At 50.8% G+C, this 23,458-nt stretch carries 19 protein-coding genes; 10 read left to right on the top strand and 9 right to left on the bottom strand.

What is annotated here, in order from left to right; translation table 11 throughout:
* Positions 1-24: 24 nt before the first annotated feature.
* The 3 genes from phoP (at position 25) to EC843_RS16535 (ending at position 3,352) form a co-directional block, all read left to right on the top strand.
* Positions 25-696: a two-component system response regulator PhoP gene (gene phoP, locus EC843_RS16525; protein ID WP_064547718.1), complete on the top strand. Its 672-nt coding sequence runs from the start codon at positions 25-27 to the stop codon at positions 694-696.
* A 2-nt stretch (positions 697-698) separates the two neighbouring features.
* Positions 699-2,159 carry a two-component system sensor histidine kinase PhoQ gene (gene phoQ, locus EC843_RS16530; RefSeq protein ID WP_133522642.1) on the top strand — a complete coding sequence of 487 codons (1,461 nt, stop codon included), beginning with the start codon at positions 699-701 and terminating at the stop codon, positions 2,157-2,159.
* A 71-nt stretch (positions 2,160-2,230) separates the two neighbouring features.
* Positions 2,231-3,352: a cupin domain-containing protein gene (locus EC843_RS16535; RefSeq protein ID WP_064547722.1), complete on the top strand. Its 1,122-nt coding sequence runs from the start codon at positions 2,231-2,233 to the stop codon at positions 3,350-3,352.
* 183 nt (positions 3,353-3,535) lie between these two features.
* On the opposite strand, the gene EC843_RS16540 is transcribed toward EC843_RS16535, so the two are convergent.
* The 3 genes from EC843_RS16540 to pepT form a co-directional block, all read right to left on the bottom strand.
* Positions 3,536-4,066, bottom strand: coding sequence for a hypothetical protein (locus tag EC843_RS16540; RefSeq protein ID WP_133522643.1), 531 nt, complete (start codon positions 4,064-4,066; stop codon positions 3,536-3,538).
* Between the two features lie 591 nt (positions 4,067-4,657).
* Positions 4,658-5,278, bottom strand: coding sequence for a histidine phosphatase family protein (locus EC843_RS16545; RefSeq protein ID WP_133522644.1), 621 nt, complete (start codon positions 5,276-5,278; stop codon positions 4,658-4,660).
* Positions 5,279-5,526: 248 nt separating this feature from the next.
* Entirely contained in the window at positions 5,527-6,753 is a 1,227-nt protein-coding gene (pepT, locus tag EC843_RS16550) for a peptidase T (RefSeq protein WP_133522645.1), read from the bottom strand.
* A 288-nt stretch (positions 6,754-7,041) separates the two neighbouring features.
* Between pepT and potA the strand changes: the two genes are divergently transcribed.
* Genes potA through potD form a run of 4 tightly spaced genes read left to right on the top strand, consistent with a single transcriptional unit; the run spans position 7,042 to position 10,850 of the window.
* Positions 7,042-8,178 (top strand): spermidine/putrescine ABC transporter ATP-binding protein PotA, encoded by a 1,137-nt coding sequence (gene potA, locus EC843_RS16555; RefSeq protein ID WP_133522646.1) that lies wholly within the window; start codon positions 7,042-7,044, stop codon positions 8,176-8,178.
* Positions 8,162-9,019 (top strand): spermidine/putrescine ABC transporter permease PotB, encoded by an 858-nt coding sequence (gene potB, locus EC843_RS16560; protein WP_064547746.1) that lies wholly within the window; start codon positions 8,162-8,164, stop codon positions 9,017-9,019. Before potA ends, potB begins: the two co-directional genes overlap by 17 nt.
* On the top strand, positions 9,016-9,807 hold the full coding sequence (gene potC, locus EC843_RS16565; protein ID WP_133522647.1) for a spermidine/putrescine ABC transporter permease PotC: 792 nt from the start codon (positions 9,016-9,018) through the stop codon (positions 9,805-9,807). The genes potB and potC overlap by 4 nt, the downstream gene beginning before the upstream one ends.
* Positions 9,804-10,850, top strand: a complete 1,047-nt coding sequence (potD, locus tag EC843_RS16570) for a spermidine/putrescine ABC transporter substrate-binding protein PotD (RefSeq protein WP_133522648.1) — start codon at positions 9,804-9,806, stop codon at positions 10,848-10,850. Before potC ends, potD begins: the two co-directional genes overlap by 4 nt.
* A 749-nt stretch (positions 10,851-11,599) precedes the next feature.
* Here the strand turns inward: potD and cobB are convergent.
* Genes cobB through lolC form a run of 5 tightly spaced genes read right to left on the bottom strand, consistent with a single transcriptional unit; the run spans position 11,600 to position 16,510 of the window.
* A complete protein-coding gene (cobB, locus tag EC843_RS16575) occupies positions 11,600-12,424 on the bottom strand; it encodes a Sir2 family NAD+-dependent deacetylase (protein ID WP_133522649.1) in 825 nt (274 codons plus the stop codon).
* A gap of 3 nt (positions 12,425-12,427) precedes the next feature.
* Complete coding sequence (gene nagK, locus EC843_RS16580) at positions 12,428-13,339, bottom strand: N-acetylglucosamine kinase (RefSeq protein ID WP_133522650.1); 912 nt, start codon at positions 13,337-13,339, stop codon at positions 12,428-12,430.
* Between the two features lie 30 nt (positions 13,340-13,369).
* Positions 13,370-14,614, bottom strand: coding sequence for a lipoprotein-releasing ABC transporter permease subunit LolE (lolE, locus tag EC843_RS16585; protein ID WP_064547765.1), 1,245 nt, complete (start codon positions 14,612-14,614; stop codon positions 13,370-13,372).
* Positions 14,614-15,318: a lipoprotein-releasing ABC transporter ATP-binding protein LolD gene (gene lolD / locus EC843_RS16590; RefSeq protein WP_133522651.1), complete on the bottom strand. Its 705-nt coding sequence runs from the start codon at positions 15,316-15,318 to the stop codon at positions 14,614-14,616. The genes lolE and lolD overlap by 1 nt, the downstream gene beginning before the upstream one ends.
* A complete protein-coding gene (lolC, locus tag EC843_RS16595) occupies positions 15,311-16,510 on the bottom strand; it encodes a lipoprotein-releasing ABC transporter permease subunit LolC (RefSeq protein WP_121815384.1) in 1,200 nt (399 codons plus the stop codon). The genes lolD and lolC overlap by 8 nt, the downstream gene beginning before the upstream one ends.
* Before the next feature lie 300 nt (positions 16,511-16,810).
* On the opposite strand from lolC, the gene EC843_RS16600 reads away from it, so the two are divergent.
* The 3 genes from EC843_RS16600 to EC843_RS16610 all read left to right on the top strand — a co-directional run bounded on the left by EC843_RS16600 (position 16,811) and on the right by EC843_RS16610 (position 22,613).
* Positions 16,811-17,884: an acyltransferase family protein gene (locus tag EC843_RS16600; RefSeq protein ID WP_133522652.1), complete on the top strand. Its 1,074-nt coding sequence runs from the start codon at positions 16,811-16,813 to the stop codon at positions 17,882-17,884.
* 143 nt (positions 17,885-18,027) lie between these two features.
* Positions 18,028-21,474 (top strand): transcription-repair coupling factor, encoded by a 3,447-nt coding sequence (gene mfd / locus EC843_RS16605; RefSeq protein ID WP_133522653.1) that lies wholly within the window; start codon positions 18,028-18,030, stop codon positions 21,472-21,474.
* Positions 21,475-21,692: 218 nt separating this feature from the next.
* Positions 21,693-22,613: a L,D-transpeptidase family protein gene (locus tag EC843_RS16610; protein ID WP_064547775.1), complete on the top strand. Its 921-nt coding sequence runs from the start codon at positions 21,693-21,695 to the stop codon at positions 22,611-22,613.
* Between the two features lie 545 nt (positions 22,614-23,158).
* Here EC843_RS16610 and bhsA read toward each other — a convergent pair.
* Positions 23,159-23,416 (bottom strand): multiple stress resistance protein BhsA, encoded by a 258-nt coding sequence (bhsA, locus tag EC843_RS16615; protein ID WP_064547777.1) that lies wholly within the window; start codon positions 23,414-23,416, stop codon positions 23,159-23,161.
* Positions 23,417-23,458 lie beyond the last annotated feature (42 nt).

The following is a 23,458-nucleotide window of genomic DNA, read 5'->3' on the forward strand; positions in this document are numbered from 1 at the left end:
CCATTTATAGACTGGGGAAATCGAATGCGTGTACTCGTTGTGGAAGATAATGCTCTGTTACGCCACCACCTCAAGGTTCAGTTGCGTGAGTCCGGCCATCAGGTTGATGCCGCTGAAGATGCCAAAGAAGCAGACTATTTCCTGAGTGAACATACCCCCGATATTGCCATTGTCGATTTAGGGCTGCCCGATGAAGATGGCCTGAGCCTGATTCGCCGCTGGCGCAGTCACGACGTGACGATTCCTATTCTGGTGCTTACCGCGCGTGAAGGCTGGCAGGATAAGGTCGAAGTGCTGGGTGCCGGTGCCGATGATTACGTGACCAAACCGTTTCATCTTGAAGAAGTGGTTGCCCGCATGCAGGTGTTAATGCGCCGCAACAGTGGCCTGGCTTCACAGGTAATTTCTCTGCCCCCCTTCCAGGTTGATTTGTCACGCCGCGAACTGCTCATTAATGACAACCTCATCAAGCTGACCGCGTTCGAATACACCATTATGGAAACGCTGATTCGCAACCATGGCAAAGTCGTCAGCAAAGATTCATTAATGCTCCAGCTTTACCCCGATGCCGAACTGCGCGAAAGCCACACCATTGATGTGCTGATGGGCCGCCTGCGCAAAAAGATTCTGGCTGAGTATCAGCATGAAGCTATCACCACAGTACGTGGTCAGGGCTACCGTTTCGACCTGCGTTAACCATGAAATTAAGCCGACATTTTTTACCGTTATCGCTACGGGTTCGCTTTTTACTGGCGACCGCCGTGGTCGTCATGGTGCTGTCACTGGCCTACGGTTTAGTGGCGCTGGTGGGTTACAACATCAGTTTTGATAAAACAACTTTCCGTTTACTGCGCGGGGAGAGCAACCTGTTTTATACCCTCTCAACCTACGAGAACGGTAAAATTAATGTCGTTATTCCTGAAAATCTTAATCTGAAAACCCCGACGATGGCCCTTATCTATGATGAAAAAGGTAACCTGATGTGGGCTCAACGTGATTTGCCGCATGTGGTGCAACAGATAAAGAAAGAGTGGCTGGTCAGCGATGGTTTTCACGATCTGGACGCGAATTTTGATACCAGTCACGCCTTGCTGGGTAACGATGAAAAGCTCCAGAACCAACTCAAAGATTTTTATGATGGCGATTACAGCGATGAAGTCAGCCACTCAGTTGCAGTCAACAAATACCCAGCCATGGGTAAAATGCCCGCCTTAACCATTGTGGTTGTCGACACCATTCCTATCGAATTAAAACGTTCGTATACGGTGTGGAGCCTGTTTACCTGCGTTTTCCTCGCCAACCTGTTGTTAGTGATCCCGTTGCTTTGGTTCGCCGCGCGCTGGAGTTTGCGCCCAATTGAAGCGCTGGCGAAAGAAGTGCGCGAGCTTGAAAAACATGACCGCGACAGCCTGAACCCCGAAACGACTCGCGAGTTGACCAGCCTTGTGCGCAATCTTAATCGCCTGTTGCGTACCGAGCGCGACCGCTATGACAAATACCGCACCACATTGACGGATTTAACCCACAGCCTGAAAACACCGTTGGCGGTACTGCAAACCACCCTGCGTTCGTTACGAACCAATAAACAGAATATCGAAGAAGCGGAGCCGGTAATGCTTGAGCAAATCAGCCGTATTTCGCAGCAAATTGGCTACTATTTGCATCGCGCCAGTATGCGTGGCGACAGCCCGTTACTTAGCCGGGAGCTTCATTCCGTCGCCCCATTACTCGACAGCCTCTGTTCGGCGCTCAATAAGGTGTATCAGCGTAAAGGCGTGAATATCACGCTGGATATCTCGCCGGAGATCACCTTCGTCGGTGAGAAAAATGACTTCATGGAAGTGATGGGCAACGTGCTGGATAACGCCTGTAAATACTGCCTTGAGTTTGTTGAGATTTCAGGCCGCCAACTGGACGACACGCTGCATTTATTCGTTGATGACGATGGCCCGGGCATCCCGGAAAGCAAACGCAGCCTGGTGTTTGACCGTGGGCAACGTGCCGATACCTTACGGCCGGGCCAGGGTGTGGGTTTATCGGTCGCTCGCGAAATCGTCGAACAGTACGATGGTCAAATCAAGGCCTCGAGCTGCGAACTGGGCGGCACACGGATGGAAGTGATTTTTGCGCGCCAGCGTCCAGACCGAGAAGAAGATTGAAAATACTCCCGTAACCGGCAGCACCATCCGTTATAATCCTCGGCAGGCTCCTTCACCTGCCGGATAATAATATGGACTATCAACTCGACCTAAATTGGCCCGATTTCATCGCGAACTACTGGCAAAAACGCCCGGTGGTTCTAAAACGTGGCTTCAAAAACTTCATCGACCCAATCTCCCCGGATGAACTGGCAGGCCTTGCCATGGAAAACGAGGTGGACAGCCGCCTGGTCAGCCATAACGACGGCAGATGGCAAGTCAGCCACGGCCCATTCCAGAGCTACGATCATCTGGGCGAAAACAACTGGTCTTTACTGGTGCAGGCGGTTAACCACTGGCACGAACAAAGTGCGCGGTTAATGCGCCCGTTCCGCGCGCTGCCGGACTGGCGAATTGACGATTTAATGATTTCGTTCTCGGTGCCTGGCGGCGGCGTTGGCCCGCATTACGACCAGTACGACGTATTTATCATTCAGGGTGTTGGCCGCCGTCGCTGGCGTGTCGGGGAAAAAGTCGCCCTGAAACAGCACTGCCCGCATCCTGATTTGCTGCAAGTTGAACCGTTCGACGCCATCATCGACGAAGAGATGGAGCCGGGCGATATTCTCTATATCCCACCAGGTTTCCCACACGAAGGCTACTCGCTGGAAAACTCGATGAACTACTCTGTCGGTTTCCGCGCGCCAAGTGGCCGCGAGCTGATCAGTGGTTTTGCCGATTATGTGCTGCAACGTGAACTGGGCAGCCAGCGTTATACCGACCCTGACGTGCCTGCGCGCCAGCATCCTGCGGATGTTCTGCCGCAGGAAATGGATAAGTTACGCGAGATGATGCTTGAACTGATCAATCAGCCTGAGCACTTCAAAACCTGGTTCGGTGAGTTCGTATCCCAGTCACGACATGAACTGGATGTGGCTCCGCCAGAACCGCCATATCAGCCCGATGAGATTTACGACGCGCTGAAACAGGGTGACGCGATTACTCGTTTGGGTGGCTTACGCGTGCTGCGCATTGCCGATGAGATTTACGTCAACGGCGAGAAAATTGACAGCCCACACCGCCCGGCTCTTGAAGCACTGGCGAGCAATATCACTCTCAAAGCAGAAATGTTTGGTGATGCACTGGAAGACCCGTCGTTCCTGGCGATGTTAGCCGCGCTGGTCAACAGCGGATACTGGTACTTCGAGGATTGATCCCTCTCTTCTAGCTCTCAGCCACTTTCTGGCTGAGAGCCAGGAACACCGGGTGGTAATACCCAAGCTACTTCAAGATGCAGGTAGGCGGCAATCGAGTAAATCCCGATGAGCTTACTCAAGTAAGTGATTCGGGTGAATGAGAGCAGCCAACAACCCTGCATCTTGAAGGGCGACGGGTATTTAATGAATGCCTGGTATAGCCTCACCATCTATCATTGCCAGCCCTGTCGTCGTACGAATAAAACGCGGCACCTTCAAATCCTCAGCCAGCATAGTCAGTAATTCAAATAACAATTCGCTGATCTGTTCCTGCTGCTCAGGCATTATTTGCTGGTTCAATAAAACCATGGTTAATGCGGAACAATATTCACAGGTGGTCTCTGAATCTGTTGAAAGTGGATTGCGACATTCAGCAAAATTATTTTCATTCACCGTTAATTGTTCAATTAGATGTTTTGGCAACGGCGACTTTAAAACTACTTTCAGTACATTCAACCCCGCCAGTAAACGCCCGCACAACGCTATATATTCAGCGTGATTATGAACTTCGATTAATTCATCAGCATAACGTTGGCAAATATCCACTACCTGAAATAAATCATGCGTGACACCCAACGGTATTTTTAATAAAGCTGCGATATCTCCCGCAATAATGGATTGAGTAGCAGTGATTTCAGGACGAGCGAATGTGTTACTATCGGCGATAGCCATAACGTTAGTCTCCATAACGATTGTGGTTAGCCCTCGTTTGGTGTTACAGCACCAGGCGGGGGCGATTCATTTAATACCCTTCATACTTCGAACTGCACCGGTGTTGGCTTGCCACCTCAATGCAACTCGAATTATTTTGGATAATATCTTTCCATCTGCTTACTCTCTGCCAAAAGCACTGTACAAGTCAACAGTGGAACTGTGCTTAATTATTGGAAACCGAAAATTTTCGGCGTGGGTCACAATTAAATGAAAACTGGCATTTGGGATTTCAAGAGTTATTAGCAGTTACTTTAAACGTTATTTATTTTATATAAATACTGAGTTACTGAATTATATTTAGTTATGGTGTAATTATTTTTTGATGGTGGCTATTTAGAATGTATTTTTTAATTATGGTGAAAAAATACATAGCTCTAGCCACTACCAAGATTTATTGCCAAAGGGAATACTATATGTATGGAAGGCGTTTTAGTGGCCTGGAGTTCGCCTAAGCGAGACTTCCTGAAAGCCATGAACGAACGTCAGCTATGAGCGAAGAGTGGAAATTATATTGCTCGCCTGAATAACGTCTCATGCCCCAAAAAGCATCTATCTTTCTAGTTTCAATAGATGTGTAGAAATTCCCCATCGAAGCCCTGTACATTTCCCGTCAACGAGTTCAAAAACAGAGTAACTCGCGTTTGGTTGGGCATAACGAGGAAAATTATCGATAACCCCTTCTTTTAGCTGCGCCAGAACACCTTGGCTAACATGCCCATGAGAAACAATACATACCGTCTGATATTCTTTAGCTTCTTGCAGATTATGTAAGAAATGTATTATTCGGTGAGAAGCCTGAGCCAGTGTCTCCCCCGCTGGGGGGCAATAATTTGCATCGCGCTCGAATAACGCATTTGCATCATCCGGATTACAGCGTGTTAGTCGCTCTGATGCGATCCCTTCAAAAAGACCAAAAGCCTGTTCTTTAAGGGACGGTTCCATGATTAATGGGCAGTGAAGACCTTCCGCCAAACTCACGCCCATCAGCCATGCACGCTCAAGTGGTGAACTGTAAATACACTCTATTGGATATGCTCTTTCAACAAGCGTTGTCACTAATGCAGATGTTTCTCTCATACCCCGAGGAGTTATGATGCTATCGCTATGCCCCTGAATAATCCTGTTCAGATTCCACTCGGTTTCTGCATGCCTCACCAGTATCACTTTCATCGTAATTTTAATCCGTAAGCTCTCATGATTACTCGCACGCCTGATTTCGCAAAATACTTGTATCAATTCTGGGCAAAGTGTATGCGAATAAGGTTGTTATGATGAAATCTAGAGATGGTGACAATCGAGTTACATCGTTAGATAACGTCCGCACCTGGCACTAAACAGACTGTCATATTATTCATAAGCTAATAATAAAGGGGCTTCCGCCCCTTTATTATCTACCGCCCCACCAGCAATTGGTTATATCACCCCTGCTCTGCCGTCAGCTCCGCAATCCTGACAATCACCGCTACCGCTTTTTCCATCCCTTCCAGCGTCACAAACTCGTGTTTGCCGTGGTAGTTATAGCCGCCGGTAAACAGGTTCGGGCAAGGCAAACCTTTAAATGACAACTGTGCGCCATCGGTGCCGCCGCGAATTGGTTTCAGAATAGGTTCTATATCGCAATCGCGCATCGCCTGCTGTGCCACGTCCACAATGTAAGGGTGCTCAGCAACTTTCTCGCGCATGTTGTAATAACTGTCGTCGATAACCAACTCAATGTAACAATCCGGATGTAATCCTTTACCCACTTTTTTGGCGATATCCATCATCTTGCGTTTACGCGCTTCGAACTGTTCGCGGTCAAAATCGCGGATGATGTAGTGCATTTCTGCGCGGTCAACCGACCCTTTCATGCCATGAAGATGATAAAAACCTTCGTAGCCTTCAGTGCATTCAGGGCTTTCATTAGCCGGCACTTCAGCATGAATGCGGGCGGCAAGCGAAAGCGCGTTGACCATCACCCCTTTCGCAGAACCAGGGTGAACATTGTTGCCGACGATCTTGATAGTCACTGAGGCTGCGTTGAAGTTCTCACACTCCAGCTCACCGACTCCACCGCCATCTACGGTATATGCCCACTGAGCATCGAATGCTTCAACGTCAAAGTGTTTAGCACCTTTGCCGACTTCTTCATCTGGCGTGAAAGCCACTCGAATATCACCGTGCGGAACATTTTTCTCTTTCATTACCGCAAGTGCCGTCATGATTTCGGCAACACCGGCTTTATCGTCAGCGCCAAGTAGCGTTTTACCATCGGTGGTAATCAGCGTTTGCCCCAGCAACTGGTGCAGCACAGGGAACATCACTGGTGACAGCACTTCATCACCAATCCCCAGCGCGATGTCGCCACCGCGATAATTTTCTACAATTTGTGGATTGACGTTTTTACCTGAAAAATCAGGCGCGGTATCTACGTGGGAGATAAAGCCGATGGCAGGGACTTTTTTATCCACATTAGACGGTAGCGTCCCCATCACGGTGCCATGATCGCCTAGCGTCACATTCACCAAACCCATCTCTTCCATTTGCTCTTTCAGTAACCGCAACAACTTCCACTGCCCTTCGGTGCTGGGAACTTGTTTTACGCCGGATTTGGACTGTGTATCCAAAGAGACATAATGTAAGAATCGGTCAAGTAATTTATCCATGTCGCTATCCTCAATTTTTGTGACTTCATTATCAGTAAGCCACAAATGCAAATATTGCGTCAGGTCACTTTTAACCTACCAGAGATGAAAATAGTCACGAATGTAATGCAATGCGAGCGGATTTGGTGTTTGCTGCTTGAATACCAATCAAATTCAAACGGCTGAAAGGCAGCAAGCATTGGCGATTTCAATGCTTTGCCGTAGAATGCTTGCCCTTACTCAACGTGCAAAAACCGCAAGGTGGTTAATCACAAACCCCGCATCAGCCCGAAATTTGATGCGTCTTATATGGGACAGCGTAAAAAATTGAAGACACTGCAATGTTCGCTCTCGCCGCTGGTAGAACTGGCAGGCGTAGATAAGAGCTTTGAGGGTAAAACCGTTATTTCTGATTTATCCCTCACCATCAATAATGGTGAATTTCTGACACTCCTTGGCCCTTCCGGCTGCGGCAAAACCACGGTGCTGCGCATCATCGCCGGACTGGAAAGCGCGGATTCTGGCACGATCTCACTTGATGGCCAGGATATCACGCAGGTTCCAGCCGAGCACCGCCACGTCAATACCGTCTTCCAGAGCTACGCGCTGTTTCCTCATATGACCGTTTTTGAAAACGTCGCTTTCGGTTTACGGATGCAGAAAACACCCGCCGCCGAGATTACCCCACGCGTGACCGAAGCGTTGAAAATGGTGCAGTTAGAGGAATATGCACGACGTTTACCGCATCAGCTTTCTGGTGGCCAGCAACAGCGTGTGGCCATTGCGCGGGCGGTGGTCAATAAACCGCGTCTATTATTGCTTGATGAGTCGCTTTCCGCGCTTGATTACAAATTACGCAAGCAGATGCAGAACGAATTAAAAGCGCTGCAACGCAAACTCGGCATTACTTTCGTATTCGTCACTCACGACCAGGAAGAAGCGTTAACTATGTCCGACCGGATTGTGGTGATGCGTAATGGCCGCATTGAGCAAGACGGCACGCCACGCGAAATTTACGAAGAACCGAAAAACCTGTTCGTGGCGAGCTTTATCGGTGAAATCAACATTTTTGATGCGACTGTTATCGAACGAGTCGATGAACAGCGCGTTCGGGCCTTCGTTGAAGGTCGCGAATGCCACATTTACGCGAGCATGCCGGTTACGGTCGGCCAGCATTTGAAAGTGTTGTTGCGCCCTGAAGATCTGCGTGTGGAAGAAATAAACGAGAATCATGTGGCCGATGGTTTAATCGGCTATGTGCGAGAACGTAACTATAAAGGCATGACGCTGGAATCTAATGTCGAGCTGGAAAACGGCAAAATGGTGATGGTCAGCGAATTCTTCAATGAAGATGACCCTGATTTTGACCACACGCTCGACCAGAAAATGTCGATAAACTGGGTTGAAAGTTGGGAGGTCGTGCTGGCAGATGAAGAGCTCGCGTAAATTCCAGAACGTTGTGATCGCCACTGTCGTCGGTTGGCTGGTGCTGTTCGTGTTCCTGCCCAATCTGATGATCATCGGCACCAGTTTCCTGACCCGTGATGACGCTAATTTCGTCAGCATGGTTTTCACTCTGGATAATTACACCCGGCTTGCTGACCCTTTATATGCACAGGTGTTGCTGCACTCGCTCAATATGGCGGTGATTGCTACCCTCGCCTGCCTGGTGTTGGGTTATCCGTTTGCCTGGTTCCTTGCGCGATTACCGGAACGTGTGCGCCCTTTATTGTTGTTTTTGCTGATCGTTCCCTTCTGGACCAACTCATTAATTCGTATCTACGGGCTGAAAATTTTCCTCAGCACCAAAGGGGTTATGAATGAGTTTTTGCTGTGGCTTGGGGTGATTGATACGCCGATTCGTATCATGTACACCGAAAGCGCCGTCATCCTTGGCCTGGTGTATATCCTGCTACCATTTATGGTAATGCCACTGTACTCGAGCATTGAAAAGCTCGATAAACCGCTGCTGGAAGCGGCGCGTGATTTAGGTGCCAGCAAACTACAAACCTTTATCCGCATTATTATTCCGCTCACCATGCCGGGCATTATTGCCGGGTGCTTGTTAGTGATGCTGCCCGCGATGGGGCTGTTTTACGTTTCCGACTTAATGGGTGGCGCGAAAAACCTGCTGATTGGTAACGTCATAAAAAGCCAGTTCCTGAACATCCGCGACTGGCCATTTGGCGCGGCGACCAGCATTACCCTCACGCTGGTGATGGGCCTGATGCTGCTGATTTACTGGCGTGCCGCCAGTTTGCTGAATAAGAAGGTGGAATTAGAATGATCGGTCGCCTGCTCCGTGGCGGCTTTATGAGCGCCATCTACGCGTATTTGTACATCCCGATTATCATTTTGATCGTCAATTCGTTTAACAGTTCGCGTTTCGGTATTAACTGGCAAGGCTTTACGGGCAAGTGGTATAGCCTGCTGATGAACAACGACAGTCTGCTGCAAGCCGCTCAACACTCGCTGACGATGGCGGTGGTTTCCGCCACGGTGGCAACGCTGATTGGCTCGCTGACTGCCGTGGCGCTGTATCGCTACCGTTTTCGCGGCAAGCCATTCGTCAGCGGTATGCTATTTGTGGTGATGATGTCGCCTGATATCGTGATGGCGATTTCACTGCTGGTGTTGTTTATGCTGCTCGGCGTTTCGCTTGGCTTTTGGTCGCTGCTGTTTTCACACATCACTTTCTGCCTGCCATTTGTGGTTGTCACCGTCTATTCGCGACTCAAAGGGTTTGATGTACGGATGCTGGAAGCTGCGAAAGATTTAGGTGCCAGCGAAATTACGATTTTGCGCAAGATCCTGATGCCGCTGGCGATGCCTGCGGTAGCCGCGGGTTGGTTGCTTAGTTTTACCCTGTCGATGGATGATGTGGTGGTTTCCTCATTCGTCACTGGGCCAAGTTATGAAATTTTGCCATTGAAAATTTACTCAATGGTGAAGGTCGGCGTTTCACCTGAGGTGAACGCGCTGGCTACTATTCTGTTGGTACTCTCGCTGGTCCTGGTGGTTGCCAGTCAGCTTATTCTTCGTGATAAAACCAAAATTCAGGGGACGTTAAAATGACCAAATGGCCACGCCACCTGCTAGCTGCTAGCGCACTGGTACTGAGTTTCGGCGCTGCACATGCCGATGACAGCAAGACGCTCTATTTCTATAACTGGACCGAGTATGTGCCGCCAGGCCTGCTTGAACAGTTCACTAAAGAAACCGGCATCAAAGTGATTTATTCGACTTACGAGTCGAATGAAACCATGTACGCCAAGCTCAAAACTTATAAAGACGGTGCCTATGATTTAGTGGTGCCATCAACTTACTTTGTGGCGAAAATGCGCAAAGAAGGCATGATCCAAAAGATCGATAAAAGCAAGCTGAGCAATTTCAAAAATCTCGCCCCTGAGATGCTCAACAAGCCGTTCGATCCCAATAACGATTACTCCATTCCCTACATCTGGGGTGCTACGGCAATTGGCGTAAACAGCGATGCCATCGACCCGAAAACGGTCACCAGTTGGGCAGATTTGTGGAAGCCAGAATACAAACAAAGTTTGCTGTTGACTGATGATGCACGTGAAGTGTTCCAGGTCGCATTACGCAAACTGGGTTATTCCGGCAACACCACTGACCCGAAAGAGATTGAAGCGGCTTATCACGAACTGCAAAAGCTGATGCCAAACGTGGCAGCTTTCAACTCGGATAACCCAGCCAACCCATTTATGGAAGGCGAAGTGAATCTCGGCATGGTGTGGAATGGTTCTGCGTTTGTTGCCCGCCAGGCTGGCACGCCGCTGGAAATCGTCTGGCCGAAAGAAGGTGGGATTTTCTGGATGGATAACCTTTCCATTCCGGCCAATGCCAAAAACGTCGACGGTGCGCTGAAACTGATTAACTTCCTGCTGCGCCCGGATGTGGCAAAACAGGTCGCAGAAACGATCGGTTACCCGACGCCAAACCTCGAAGCACGTAAGCTGCTGCCAAAAGAAATATCAGGCGATAAGACGCTCTATCCGGATGAAGCAGTGTTGAAAAATGGCGAGTGGCAGAACGATGTCGGCGATGCCAGTGCGATTTATGAGAATTACTTTCAGAAGTTGAAGGCGGGACGCTGAGTTTAGCGTTGATGTATCCCCTCACCCCGGCCCTCTCCCAAAGGAGAGGGAGCACACCCGACGGTCCCACCGGAGTATCCCCTCTCCTTCAAGGCTGTCTCTTATACATAACTCACCCGGGCATTTTGTCAGGGTGAGACCTGTATGCCTCGTTGATTTTCCGTTCACGCGTGCGTTCTGTTATCTCTGTAATTCCCGAAAACGGTGAACGTATCAAGGGGTTAACGCCAACCCCTTGATAATCCAGGCACCCGGTCATTAAATTGCCGCTGCGCGGTAAACCCCAGCTTATCCCCAACATCAGCGTCGTTCGCGACTCCCGGCAGCTCAACCCTGACTTATGGGGAACACTGGGGCAATTTATACCGGGAACAAGGTCAAAACCGGCTCGGTGTGGTCTTTGGGTTTTGACGTTGACCTTGTGTTCCGGCTTCAATCGCGCCGTTTTTTACCCTTCAGTTGGGGTCACGTGGTCGGGAACCACGTGAGAGAGCGATCGTCGGGAACGCGTCGCGAACGACCCCGAATGTTGGGTGAAAAACGGTGTTTACCGCTTGCGGCGATTGATTTGCCGGGAGTCCGGGTTCTTAGGGTGACGACGGTGGTCACCCTAAGACGTTCACCGGTTCAGTGGCGACATTAACACGCTGTCGCCTGGTGAACGGAACCGTCTCCGAATCGGCAGGAACCGTCTCACAAAGATGTGACTAAGAGACAGCCCAAAGGAGAGGGTTAGGGTGAGGATGGTTTTAAGAAAGCCCTTTCAACAATCTATCCACATACTCCGGCACCACTTCACTGGCTAAACCATAAAACTTCTCTTCGAACTCGCTGCCAACCTGGCTCGGTTCAAGATTCAGTTCAACGGTATGAGCGCCTTGCAAGCGGGCTTCGTGGACAAAACCGGCAGCCGGATAGACGTGCCCGGACGTGCCGATGGCAATAAAGTAATCTGCCGTCGCCAGCGCCTGATAAATGTTATCCATACCGAGCGGCATTTCACCAAACCAGACAACATGTGGGCGCAGCGGCGCAGAAAGCTGGCAGCAATGGCAGCGATCCTGCGGGGTGATGTCACCTTTCCACTCAATAACTTGTCCGCTTTGCGCACAACGTACTTTCAGCAGCTCGCCATGCATATGGATAATATTTTTATTACCGGCACGCTCATGCAGGTTATCGATATTTTGCGTCACTAACAGGAAGTGGTCGCCTAGCTCTTCCTCAAGCCGCGCCAATGCAAGATGAGCCGCATTAGGTTTAATTTCTGCCTGCTGAAGCTGCTGGCGGCGCGCATTATAAAACGCTTGCACTAATTGCGGGTCACGGGCGAAGCCTTCCGGCGTTGCCACGTCTTCTACCCGATGTTCTTCCCACAAGCCATCGGTTGCACGGAAAGTCCTAATCCCTGACTCGGCGGAAATACCCGCGCCGGTCAGTACCACTACTCTGGGTTTTTCCATCGCTTCAGGTCCAGGAATGTCTCTGAAAAAAGCACGCTGACGCAAACGCTGCCTGAGCAAGCGTTTGGTTTTTCTGAACCGGCTGAGCCGATGTTGACGACGCGATAACATAAGTTACTCCGTGAGATGGAGGAATGCCGCACCACGCATGCCACCGGCATCACCATGACGAGCCGGTTCAATGCGCGGTACTTTTGCTACGGGCAAAAGATACTTAGGTAAACGCTCAGGCAGTAGCTGGTACAGCTCAGTAAAGTTAGATAACCCACCGCCGATGACCACCAGATGCGCATCGATTGCCGTTAACAGGCTGCCCAGGCAGCAAGCCAACAGCTCTACGAAACGTTCGACGTGCGCCACAGCGTTCTCATCACCCGCACGATAGCGAGCAACGATTTCTTTGGAATCCAGTGCTTCAGAGTAGAAGTGTTGGTAAACCCACGCAAATCCACGGCCTGAAAGATAGTTTTCGATACAGCCATGCTGACCACAACCACAACGCGTAAGCGGAATATCACGCCCCAGCACGTTGAGCGCATCAACCGGCAGACGGGTATGGCCGAACTCGCCAGTAATGTAGTTACGCCCGGTAATGGATTTGCCGTTGACGATGATGCCACCACCGACACCAGTGCCGAGGATTAAGCCCATCACCACCGGATAATCACGGAACTCGTCATCCCAGGCTTCGGACAGCGCAAAGCAGTTAGCGTCGTTATCCATCCGCACGTCACGCTCAAGCATCGCGCTCAAGTCGGCCTGCACAGGTTTGCCGCTGGCTGCGGGCACGTTTGCCGCATACAACGTGCCATCGTCGGTGACCGGCATACCCGGAATACCGATGCCTACCGACCCTTTAGTACCAAAACGGCTATCGGCTTCCTGTACCATGGAAACGATAGCCGCCAGGAAGTTCTCGTAGCTATCGTGTGGCGTAGGAACGCGCTTTTCCCACTGTAACCGGCGTTCAGTATCATAAACTCCAAGAGCCATTTTCGTGCCGCCAATGTCAAATCCGTAGTACATCGATTTGCCGCTCCCCTCAGTTTTTAGAATTTATTGTCCGCTTAATACCCGAGCTGGATCGATATTACTGGCACGGCGAGCCGGATACCAACTGGCGAGCAAACTCAGTAACAAGGCTGTGATCAGTACATAGAATACGTCCAGCCAGTGAAGTTCTGATGGCAAGAAATCAATAAAGTAGATATCGCCTGACAGGAATTGATGGCCGATTAGTTTTTCAATCACGCGGATAATATTGGTTAATTGCCAGGAGGCTAACACGCCGACAATCACCCCGCTTACGCTACCGAACAACCCCGCTAGCAGACCGTACCAGACGAAAATCGCGCGAATCAAACCGTCTTTCGCCCCCAACGTTCGCAACACGGCGATATCACTACTTTTGTCTTTCACCGCCATCACCAGCGTAGAGACGATATTAAAACAGGCCACGCCGATCACCAGCACCATCGCCAGATACATGATGGCGCGAATCATCTGGATATCGCGGTACATGTAACCGTAGGTGCCAATCCAGCTTTTGATGTACACGTAAGCGTTGGTCACTTCACCGGCATCACGCACCAGTTGGTTGGCGTTAAACACATCATTCACTTTGATGGCAATACCTGTGACGCTGTCGCCCATATCTAAATAGCTCTGCGCATCCGCCATGGGCACCATCGCAAAACTATGATCAAGCTGGCCGCTGAGCGCCAAAATACCTGCAACTTGCAGGCGCACACGCTTCGGTTGCAGCAGTTTGGTGCCACCATCGCTGTTCGGGATCATGATCGAGATCCAGTCGCCCTGTTTCACTTTCAGGGCATCGGCAACACCTTTACCGATAATAATCTGTTGCTGACCGGCTTTAAAATTCTGCCACGCGTTGTTTTGCACATATTGAGGCAAAGCACTAAGGCGAACTTCCTGAGCGGGATCAACACCTTTTACCTGAATAGCGCGCAGATTCGGCCCGTTTTCTACCAGGCCTGTAAAGTTGATATACGGTGCCGCTGCTGCAATGCCTTTCACTTTCTCAACGCGCTGTAATACGCCGCTCCAGTCATGGAATGGCTGATTAACCGGCTCGATTTCACCGTGCGGCACCACCGCCAGAATGCGGTTGTTCAGCTCACGCTCAAAACCATTCATCGCACTTAAACCGACAATCAGCACCGCCACACCCAAAGCAATACCCAGAGTAGAGATGACAGAAATCAATGACACCATGCCGCTGCGACGACGCCCGCGGCTAAAACGCAAACCAATAAGCAGTGACAGTGGCGAAGCCATTAATGGGCTCCCATCAAAGTCAGTTCGCTGGTCAAGCGGCCATCGCGCATTTCAAGCTGACGAGACATTCGACGTGCCAGTTGCAAGTCGTGGGTCACCACCAGGAATGCAGTTCCCTGGCGCACATTCAATTCGCCAAGCAGTTCAAAAATGCTGTCTGCGTTACGCGCATCGAGGTTACCCGTCGGCTCATCCGCCAGCACCAGGCGTGGGTTATTCACCAGCGCGCGGGCAATCGCTACACGCTGGCGCTCACCGCCGGACAGCTCGGAAGGACGGTGATTACTGCGATGGTCAAGCCCCACAGCTTTGAGCATTTCCAGCGCGCGTTGCTTTGTTTCATCAGGGTATTTTTTGCCGATAAGCAGCGGCATGGCGACGTTTTCCATCGCGGTAAAATCAGGCAGCAAATGGTGGAACTGGTAGATGAAACCGAGTTCGCGGTTACGCAATTCTGCTTTGGCGGCAGACGACATCGCACTCATCGCCTTGCCATTGAAAATCACATCGCCAGAAGTGGGGGTATCCAGCCCGCCCAGCAGATGCAGCAAGGTACTTTTGCCGGAACCAGAGCTACCGACAATCGCCATTAACTCGCCGGTATTGATGCTGAAGCTGACATCATGCAACACGTCCGTTTGCACTTTGCCTTCCTGATAGCGTTTGCACAGCTTGTCACACTGCAACAGGACAGAATTACTCATAACGTAAAGCCTCAGCGGGAAGTGTAGCGGCAGCGCGCCACGAAGGATAAAGCGTGGATAACAGAGCGACCGCCATAGCGATAATCGCAATCACAATAACTTGTACAGGGTCGATGGCGACGGGCAGCGCGGCACCATCCAGCAACGCGCCAATAATCGGCATTAAATTGTTCAACTGGCTGGCAAGTAACGCGCCTAATAGCGCCCCCAGCAGAGCGCCAATCACGCCCGCACTCGCCCCTTGCACCATAAACACCGCCATAATTTGGCGACGTGTTAGCCCCTGAGTCTGAAGAATGGCAACTTCACCTTGTTTCTCCATCACCAGCAAACCGAGCGACGTAATGATGTTAAAGGCGGCAACCGCCACAATCAGGCTTAATAGCAACCCCATCATATTTTTTTCCATGCGCACCGCCTGGAACAGCTCGCCTTTACGTTCGCGCCAGTCTTTCCATTCGGTGCCTTGCGGCAAGGTTTGTTGGCTCAGCACATCAACTTTCAGCGGTTCGGCCAGCCATAAACGCCAGCCGGTAATATTGCCCGCCGGATAACGCATCAGGCGCGAGGCGTCTTGCTGGTTGACCAACATTTGGTAACCGTCGACTTCACTGTTTGCCGCGAAGGTGCCAATCACGGTGAACAGACGCTGGCTTGGCAAGCGCCCCATCGGCGTAAACTGGCTGGCAGATGGCACCATAACGCGGATGCTGTCACCACGTTTTATACCCAGTTGCCCGGCAAGTTGTTCGCCCAGAATGATGTTGTACTTCCCGGCGACCAGGTCGGTCTGCTTAACGTTGACCAGAAATGGCGAAAGTGGATCTTTCTCTTCTGGCTTCACGCCCAGCATCACCCCGACGGCGACGCTACGTGCGCTTTGCAGCACTACATCACCCGTGGTAATGGGGGCAACTCGCGTGACGCCTTCAAGGTTGAGGTCTTTTGCTGGAAGCGTTTCAGGATTAATCGAGCCGCCAGGCGAGGTGATGATCGCTTGCGGCATTAGCCCAAGAATGTTGTTTTGCAGCTCACGCTCAAAACCGTTCATCACGGAAAGCACGGTGACTAACGCCATCACGCCAAGCGTAATGCCGATAGTTGACAGCCAGGAGACGAAGCGACCGAAGCGGTCAGCTGCTCGCCCACGCATGTAGCGCAGGCCTATAAATAACGCGACAGGTTGATACATGTATTCCGTCTTGTTGCAGTTGCGGATGCAAAGTTGCCGAGAAGTATATAAGCGATAACGTATCAAGTAAATGAAACATAACGTTTTTTTGTTTTTTCAGAACAAGTGAAATACCTTTTAAATCAATCTCCTAACATCTTGTTTTCGCAGCAATGCTGCGCAGAAATGGTCATTAATTGTCCCTGCGGAATTTCCGAAATTTTCCAGATTATTACAAAAACAGACAAATCAGATAATAAAAAGCCCGCCATTCTTCCACCCTAAAAACAAATAAAAGCCAACTGAAGGTATTCCTGGCACATGAAAGACAAACAATTGTGGATCAACCATATCAAGGGATTGTGCATCTGCCTTGTCGTTATATATCACTCGGTCATCACCTTTTACCCGCATCTGGTGCAGCAACAGACCGGGCTTGCGGAGGTCATCGCCAAAAGCTGGATTTACCTGAATTTATATCTCGCCCCTTTCCGCATGCCGGTTTTCTTCTTTATTTCCGGCTTTCTCATCACCCGCTACATTGAGAAGGTAAAATGGCGCGACTGCATTGATAAACGCATCTGGAATATCTTTTATGTCCTGCTGTTATGGGGCGTGTTGCAGTGGCTGGGCATCTCGTTAATTAACCAATGGCTGGCACCGGAACTGGTGCGTAACCCGGCGTCCAACGCGGTCTACTCAGAAAATCTGCTGCAATTTGCCACCAGCATGGCAAAAGCCAGTACCAGCCTTTGGTATCTCTACGCGCTACTGCTCTATTTTGTGATTTTCAAAAGCCTGCGCCGCTACAAAGTCCCGGTCATCATGTTGCTGCTGGCAGTGAATGTGGTGATTAGCTTTATGCCGCTACCGTGGTGGGGAATGAACAGCGTGGTGCGCAATATGTGTTACTACGGGCTTGGCGCGTGGTTTGGCCCGCAACTGATGAGCGCAATGAAAGCGTTTAATCTTCGCCAGCATCCTTTGATGTTCGCAGCCACTGCCCTGCTCTCTGCTGCGTTGTATCTGGTTAACATTCCAGTGATGATTTCCGTATTGTCGATTTTTGTCATTATGAAGCTGTTTTATCTACTGGATAGCTGGCGTGAATGCCGTTCCGATGCATTTCTGAATATTGTAGGTTCCAATACCATCGCGATTTACACCACTCACCGCATCGTGATTGAAGCGTTGAGCTTGTTTATGCTGGGGCAAATTAGCGCAGGGCGAATTTCGGGTAACCTGTTGCTCGCCATCTTGTTGGTTTATCCGTTTGCCAGCCTGGCGATATGTACCTTGTTGGGCTTAGGATTCAGAAAATTATCGCGCACCCTGTGCGGTGATATGTTCTTTTCACCGCCAGCGAAAATGGTGGTAGCGACCGACACACGTTAAGCGAGCTTTGGCTGGAAGGACGAAATCTCCGCAGGCTTTGCGATTGGCTAAACGATCGCGGATAATACAAGGCAACTTCTTGACGCGTCTGCGAACTATAGCCCCACAAAAAAGATGCAACCTGAGAGATATTGATATCTTCTATGCCTGAAAATTATCGCTATTCCTTACCTGTTAAAGCTGGCGATCAACGCCAGCTTGGTGAACTCACCGGTTCTGCCTGTGCAACTGAAGTAGCCGAAATCGTCGAGCGCCATAATGGCCCGGTAGTGCTTATCGCGCCGGATATGCAGAACGCCTTGCGCCTGCATGACGAGATAACTCAGTTTACGGAAAGCCTGGTGGTGAATCTTGCCGACTGGGAAACGCTGCCGTACGACAGTTTCTCGCCGCATCAGGAAATTATTTCTTCGCGTTTATCCACGCTCTATCAGTTGCCAACCATGCAGCGCGGCGTGTTGATTCTGCCGGTGAACACCCTGATGCAGCGCGTTTGCCCGCACAATTTTTTGCACGGCCATGCGCTAGTGATGAACAAAGGGCAGCAATTATCACGTGATAATTTGCGCAGCCAGTTAGAACAAGCAGGTTATCGCAGCGTCGATCAGGTAATGGAACACGGTGAATTTGCCACCCGTGGCGCGTTGCTTGATCTCTACCCGATGGGTAGTGACCAGCCTTATCGCATCGACTTCTTTGATGACGAAATCGACAGTCTGCGCGTGTTTGATGTCGACACCCAGCGCACGCTCGAAGAAGTCGACGCCATTAATTTACTTCCCGCACACGAATTCCCGACCGATAAAAACGCCATCGAGCTGTTCCGTAGCCAGTGGCGCGACAAGTTTGACGTGAAGCGTGAACCTGAGCATATCTATCAGCAAGTCAGCAAAGGCACGCTCCCGGCGGGGATTGAGTACTGGCAGCCGTTATTCTTTAGCGAGCCATTACCAGCGCTGTTTAGTTACTTCCCCAAAAATACTCTGCTGATTAATACCGGCGATATCGAAACCAGCGCCGATCGTTTCTGGCAGGATACGTTTGCCCGTTTCGAAAATCGCGGCGTCGACCCGATGCGCCCGTTGCTGCCGCCAGAAAGCCTGTGGCTGCGCGTGGACGAACTGTTCAGCGAGTTAAAAGCCTGGCCGCGTATTCAGCTCAAAACCGAATCGTTAGCGGACAAAGCCGCGTTCACCAATCTGGGTTATCGCGCCCTGCCTGACCTTTCTGTTCAGGCACAGCAAAAAGCCCCGCTCGATAACCTGCGTAGATTCCTTGAGTCGTTCGCCGGCCCGGTGGTGTTTTCCGTAGAAAGTGAAGGCCGACGTGAAGCACTGGGTGAGCTGCTATCACGGATAAAAGTGGCGCCAAAGCGCATCTATCGTCTTGATGAAGCCGCCGATAATGGCCGTTATTTGATGCAGGGTTCCAGCGAGCATGGGTTTATCGATACCCTGCGCAACCGTGCATTGATTTGCGAAAGCGACCTGTTGGGTGAACGCGTCAGCCGCCGCCGTCAGGATAGCCGCCGTACCATCAACCCGGATACCTTGATTCGTAACCTGGCTGAGCTACATACCGGCCAGCCGGTGGTGCATCTTGAACATGGCGTTGGGCGTTATGCTGGATTAACCACGCTTGAAGCGGGCGGCATAACAGCTGAATACCTGATGCTGACCTATCACGGCGACGCCAAACTTTACGTGCCGGTTTCATCGCTGCATTTGATCAGCCGCTATGCGGGCGGTGCCGAAGAAAATGCGCCGCTGCATAAACTTGGCAGCGATGCCTGGTCACGCGCCCGTCAAAAAGCCGCCGAGAAAGTGCGCGATGTGGCTGCAGAATTACTGGATATTTATGCGCAGCGTGCCGCAAAACAAGGTTTTGCGTTTAAGCATGACCGCGAACAGTATCAGCTGTTCTGTGATGCTTTCCCGTTTGAAACCACACCGGATCAGGCCCAGGCTATTAATGCGGTATTGAGCGACATGTGCCAGCCGCTGGCAATGGACAGACTGGTGTGCGGTGATGTGGGCTTTGGTAAAACCGAAGTGGCGATGCGCGCCGCCTTCCTCGCGGTGGAAAACCACAAACAAGTTGCTGTGTTAGTGCCGACCACCCTGCTCGCTCAACAGCATCTGGATAACTTCCGTGACCGCTTCGCCAACTGGCCTGTGCGTATCGAAATGTTATCGCGTTTCCGCACGGCCAAAGAGCAAGCGCAAATTCTGCAGGAAGCCAGCGAAGGGAAAGTCGATATTCTTATCGGCACCCATAAGCTGCTGCAAAATGATGTGAAGATGAAAGATCTCGGCCTGCTGATTGTCGATGAAGAGCATCGTTTTGGCGTGCGCCATAAAGAACGGATTAAAGCGATGCGCGCCGATGTCGACATCCTGACGCTAACTGCAACACCGATTCCACGCACGCTGAATATGGCAATGAGCGGAATGCGCGATTTGTCGATTATCGCCACCCCTCCGGCACGCCGCCTGGCGGTGAAAACCTTCGTTCGCCAGTACGATGAACTGGTCGTCCGTGAAGCCATACTGCGTGAAGTGCTGCGTGGCGGCCAGGTTTACTATCTTTATAACGATGTGGAAAACATCCAGAAGGCGGCAGACCGCCTCGCGGTATTAGTGCCTGAAGCACGTATCACCATTGGTCACGGGCAAATGCGTGAACGCGAACTGGAACGAGTGATGAACGACTTCCACCACCAGCGTTTTAACGTGTTGGTGTGTACCACGATTATTGAAACGGGTATCGATATTCCGACTGCCAATACCATTATCATCGAACGTGCCGATCATTTCGGCCTTGCGCAGTTACACCAGTTACGTGGCCGCGTCGGGCGTTCGCATCACCAGGCTTACGCATGGTTGTTAACCCCGCACCCAAAAGCAATGACCACCGACGCACAGAAACGCCTGGAGGCTATCGCTTCTCTCGAAGATTTAGGTGCCGGTTTTGCGCTTGCGACTCATGACCTGGAGATTCGTGGTGCGGGTGAGTTACTTGGCGAAGGCCAAAGCGGCTCGATGGAAACCATCGGTTTCTCGCTGTATATGGAGATGCTGGAAAATGCGGTCGATGCGCTTAAAGATGGCCGCGAGCCGTCACTGGAAGATTTGACCAGCAGCCAGACCGAAGTTGAACTGCGCATGCCTGCCCTGTTGCCTGATGATTTTATCCCGGACGTCAATACCCGACTGTCATTCTATAAACGCATTGCCAGTGCAAAAACCGGGCATGAACTGGACGAGTTAAAAGTCGAGTTAATTGACCGCTTTGGCCTGCTGCCGGATCCCGCACGTAACCTGCTGGATATTGCCGCGTTGCGCCAGCAGGCGCAGAAACTCGGGGTGCGTAAAATTGAAGGCAACGAAAAAGGTGGCGTGATTGAGTTTGCCGAGAAGAACCATGTCAATCCGGTTTGGCTGATTGGCTTGCTGCAAAAACAGCCTCAGCACTACCGTCTGGATGGGCCAACTCGCCTGAAATTTATTGAAGATCTCGCCGACCGCAAAGCCCGGATGGAATGGGTGCGTAACTTTATGCAGCAGCTCGCGCAGAACGCAGCGGCTTAATCTGCCAGCAGTGCCTTAGAGCTTTCTATCTAAGGCACTCTCTTTGTAACATTTACACATCCTTTCAATCCGCCAGGACTTCCCTACACGCACTCCCGTCATAATCATCAATTAACCTTTTTATAACATGCATACTATTCATAGGGTTTATTGTGATTACCTCTCAGAGCATTTCATCATCTCGCAAAGCACGCGTCGTTCGCTGGCTGGCGTCGATCATGCTGGTTAGCGCAACGCTGGTCTCATTTCAGGCAGTAGCCAACTCTTATCCTTTGCCACCAGAAGGAAGCCGATTAATCGGCAAGAACTTTTTCCATGTCGTGAAGGATGACGGCGGTTCGCTGGAAGAGATTGCGAAAAAATACAATGTCGGCTTCCTGGCTTTGCTCCAGGCAAACCCTGGGGTTGACCCTTATGTCCCTCGCGCTGGAAGTGTGCTGACAATTCCGCGCCAAATGCTGTTACCTGATGCACCACGCCAGGGGTTGGTACTCAACCTGGCTGAATTGCGTGTTTATTATTATCCGGCAGGAAAAAACAGCGTGACCGTTTACCCGATTGGTATTGGCCAACTCGGTGGAGATACCGTGACGCCAACCATGGTGACAACCGTTTCAGACAAACGCGCCAACCCAACCTGGACACCAACCGCCAATATTCGCGCACGCTACCTGGCAAATGGCATTAAACTCCCGGCGGTAGTGCCTGCCGGCCCGGATAACCCGATGGGCCACCATGCGATTCGCCTTGCGGCCTATGGCGGGGTCTACTTGTTACACGGCACAAATGCTGATTTTGGTATCGGTATGCGCGTCAGTTCTGGCTGTATTCGTCTGCGCGATGGCGACATCAAAGCTCTGTATAAAGAGATGCCGGTCGGGACGCAGGTGCGCATCATTAATACCGCGATTAAGACCTCAATTGAACCCGACGGCAGCCGTTTAGTTGAAGTCCATCAGCCGCTGTCGAAAGATATTAATGACAATCCGCAAGTGCTGCCGATTGTGCTCAATGAGCAGATGAAACAGTTCCAGTCCGCACCAGAAACGGACGCGGTGGTGATGGAAAAAGCCATGCAGCACCGTTCTGGCATGCCGGTAATGGTCAATGCAGACCCTGCGACAACGACCGAAATTTAGATTTTCCCCAATAGAAAAGGCCCTGTGTTTCAACAGGGCCTGAGACTGATGACAAACTTCTTCGTAGGTCGGATAAGCGCAGCGTCATCCGACACCACTGGCGTAAATGGTGGATGACGCTAACGCTTATCCACCCTACAAAACACATTTATCACCCTTTGTCAGCAATCTGAGGCCCTGGTTTTCAACAGGGCCCGAGACTGATGACAAACTTCTTCGTAGGTCGGATAAGCGCAGCGTCATCCGACACAACGGGCGTAAATGGTGGATGACGCTAACGCTTATCCACCCTACAAAACACATTTATCACCCTTTGTCAGCAATCTGAGGCCCTGGTTTTCAACAGGGTCTGAGACTGATGACAAACTTCTTCGTAGGTCGGATAAGCGCAGCGTCATCCGACACCACTGGCGTAAATGGTGGATGACGCTAACGCTTAGCCACCCTACAAAACACATTTATCACCCTTTGTCAGCAATCTGAGGCCCTGTTTTCCAACAGGGCCTTTTTTTTAGATTCGGAGTTAATGCTCAGAGGGCAGCGTCTTATTTATAAATAACCGCGGTACCGTGCAAAGTGTTTGGACCGGTGACTGAAGTAATACGGTATGAGCTTGCACCCATTTGATCTGCTTTTTCTGCCAGTTGATCTTCCAGAGAACCCAGGTTTGTCCCCCCAGTTGCCGTGATGGTACCGACTTTCTGTTGGCCATTTGGTGTTGCCTGAACTTCAACAGCGGCAAAGCTTGCGAAAGAGATTGAACTAAGAACCACAGCAGCGATGAGAGTTTTAACGTTTTTCATGATTTTTTACCTTGAGCAGATGATTTGTAAGGTCGTTAAGTT

The organism is Buttiauxella sp. JUb87 (assembly GCF_004361975.1).
Classification (GTDB): domain Bacteria; phylum Pseudomonadota; class Gammaproteobacteria; order Enterobacterales; family Enterobacteriaceae; genus Buttiauxella; species Buttiauxella ferragutiae.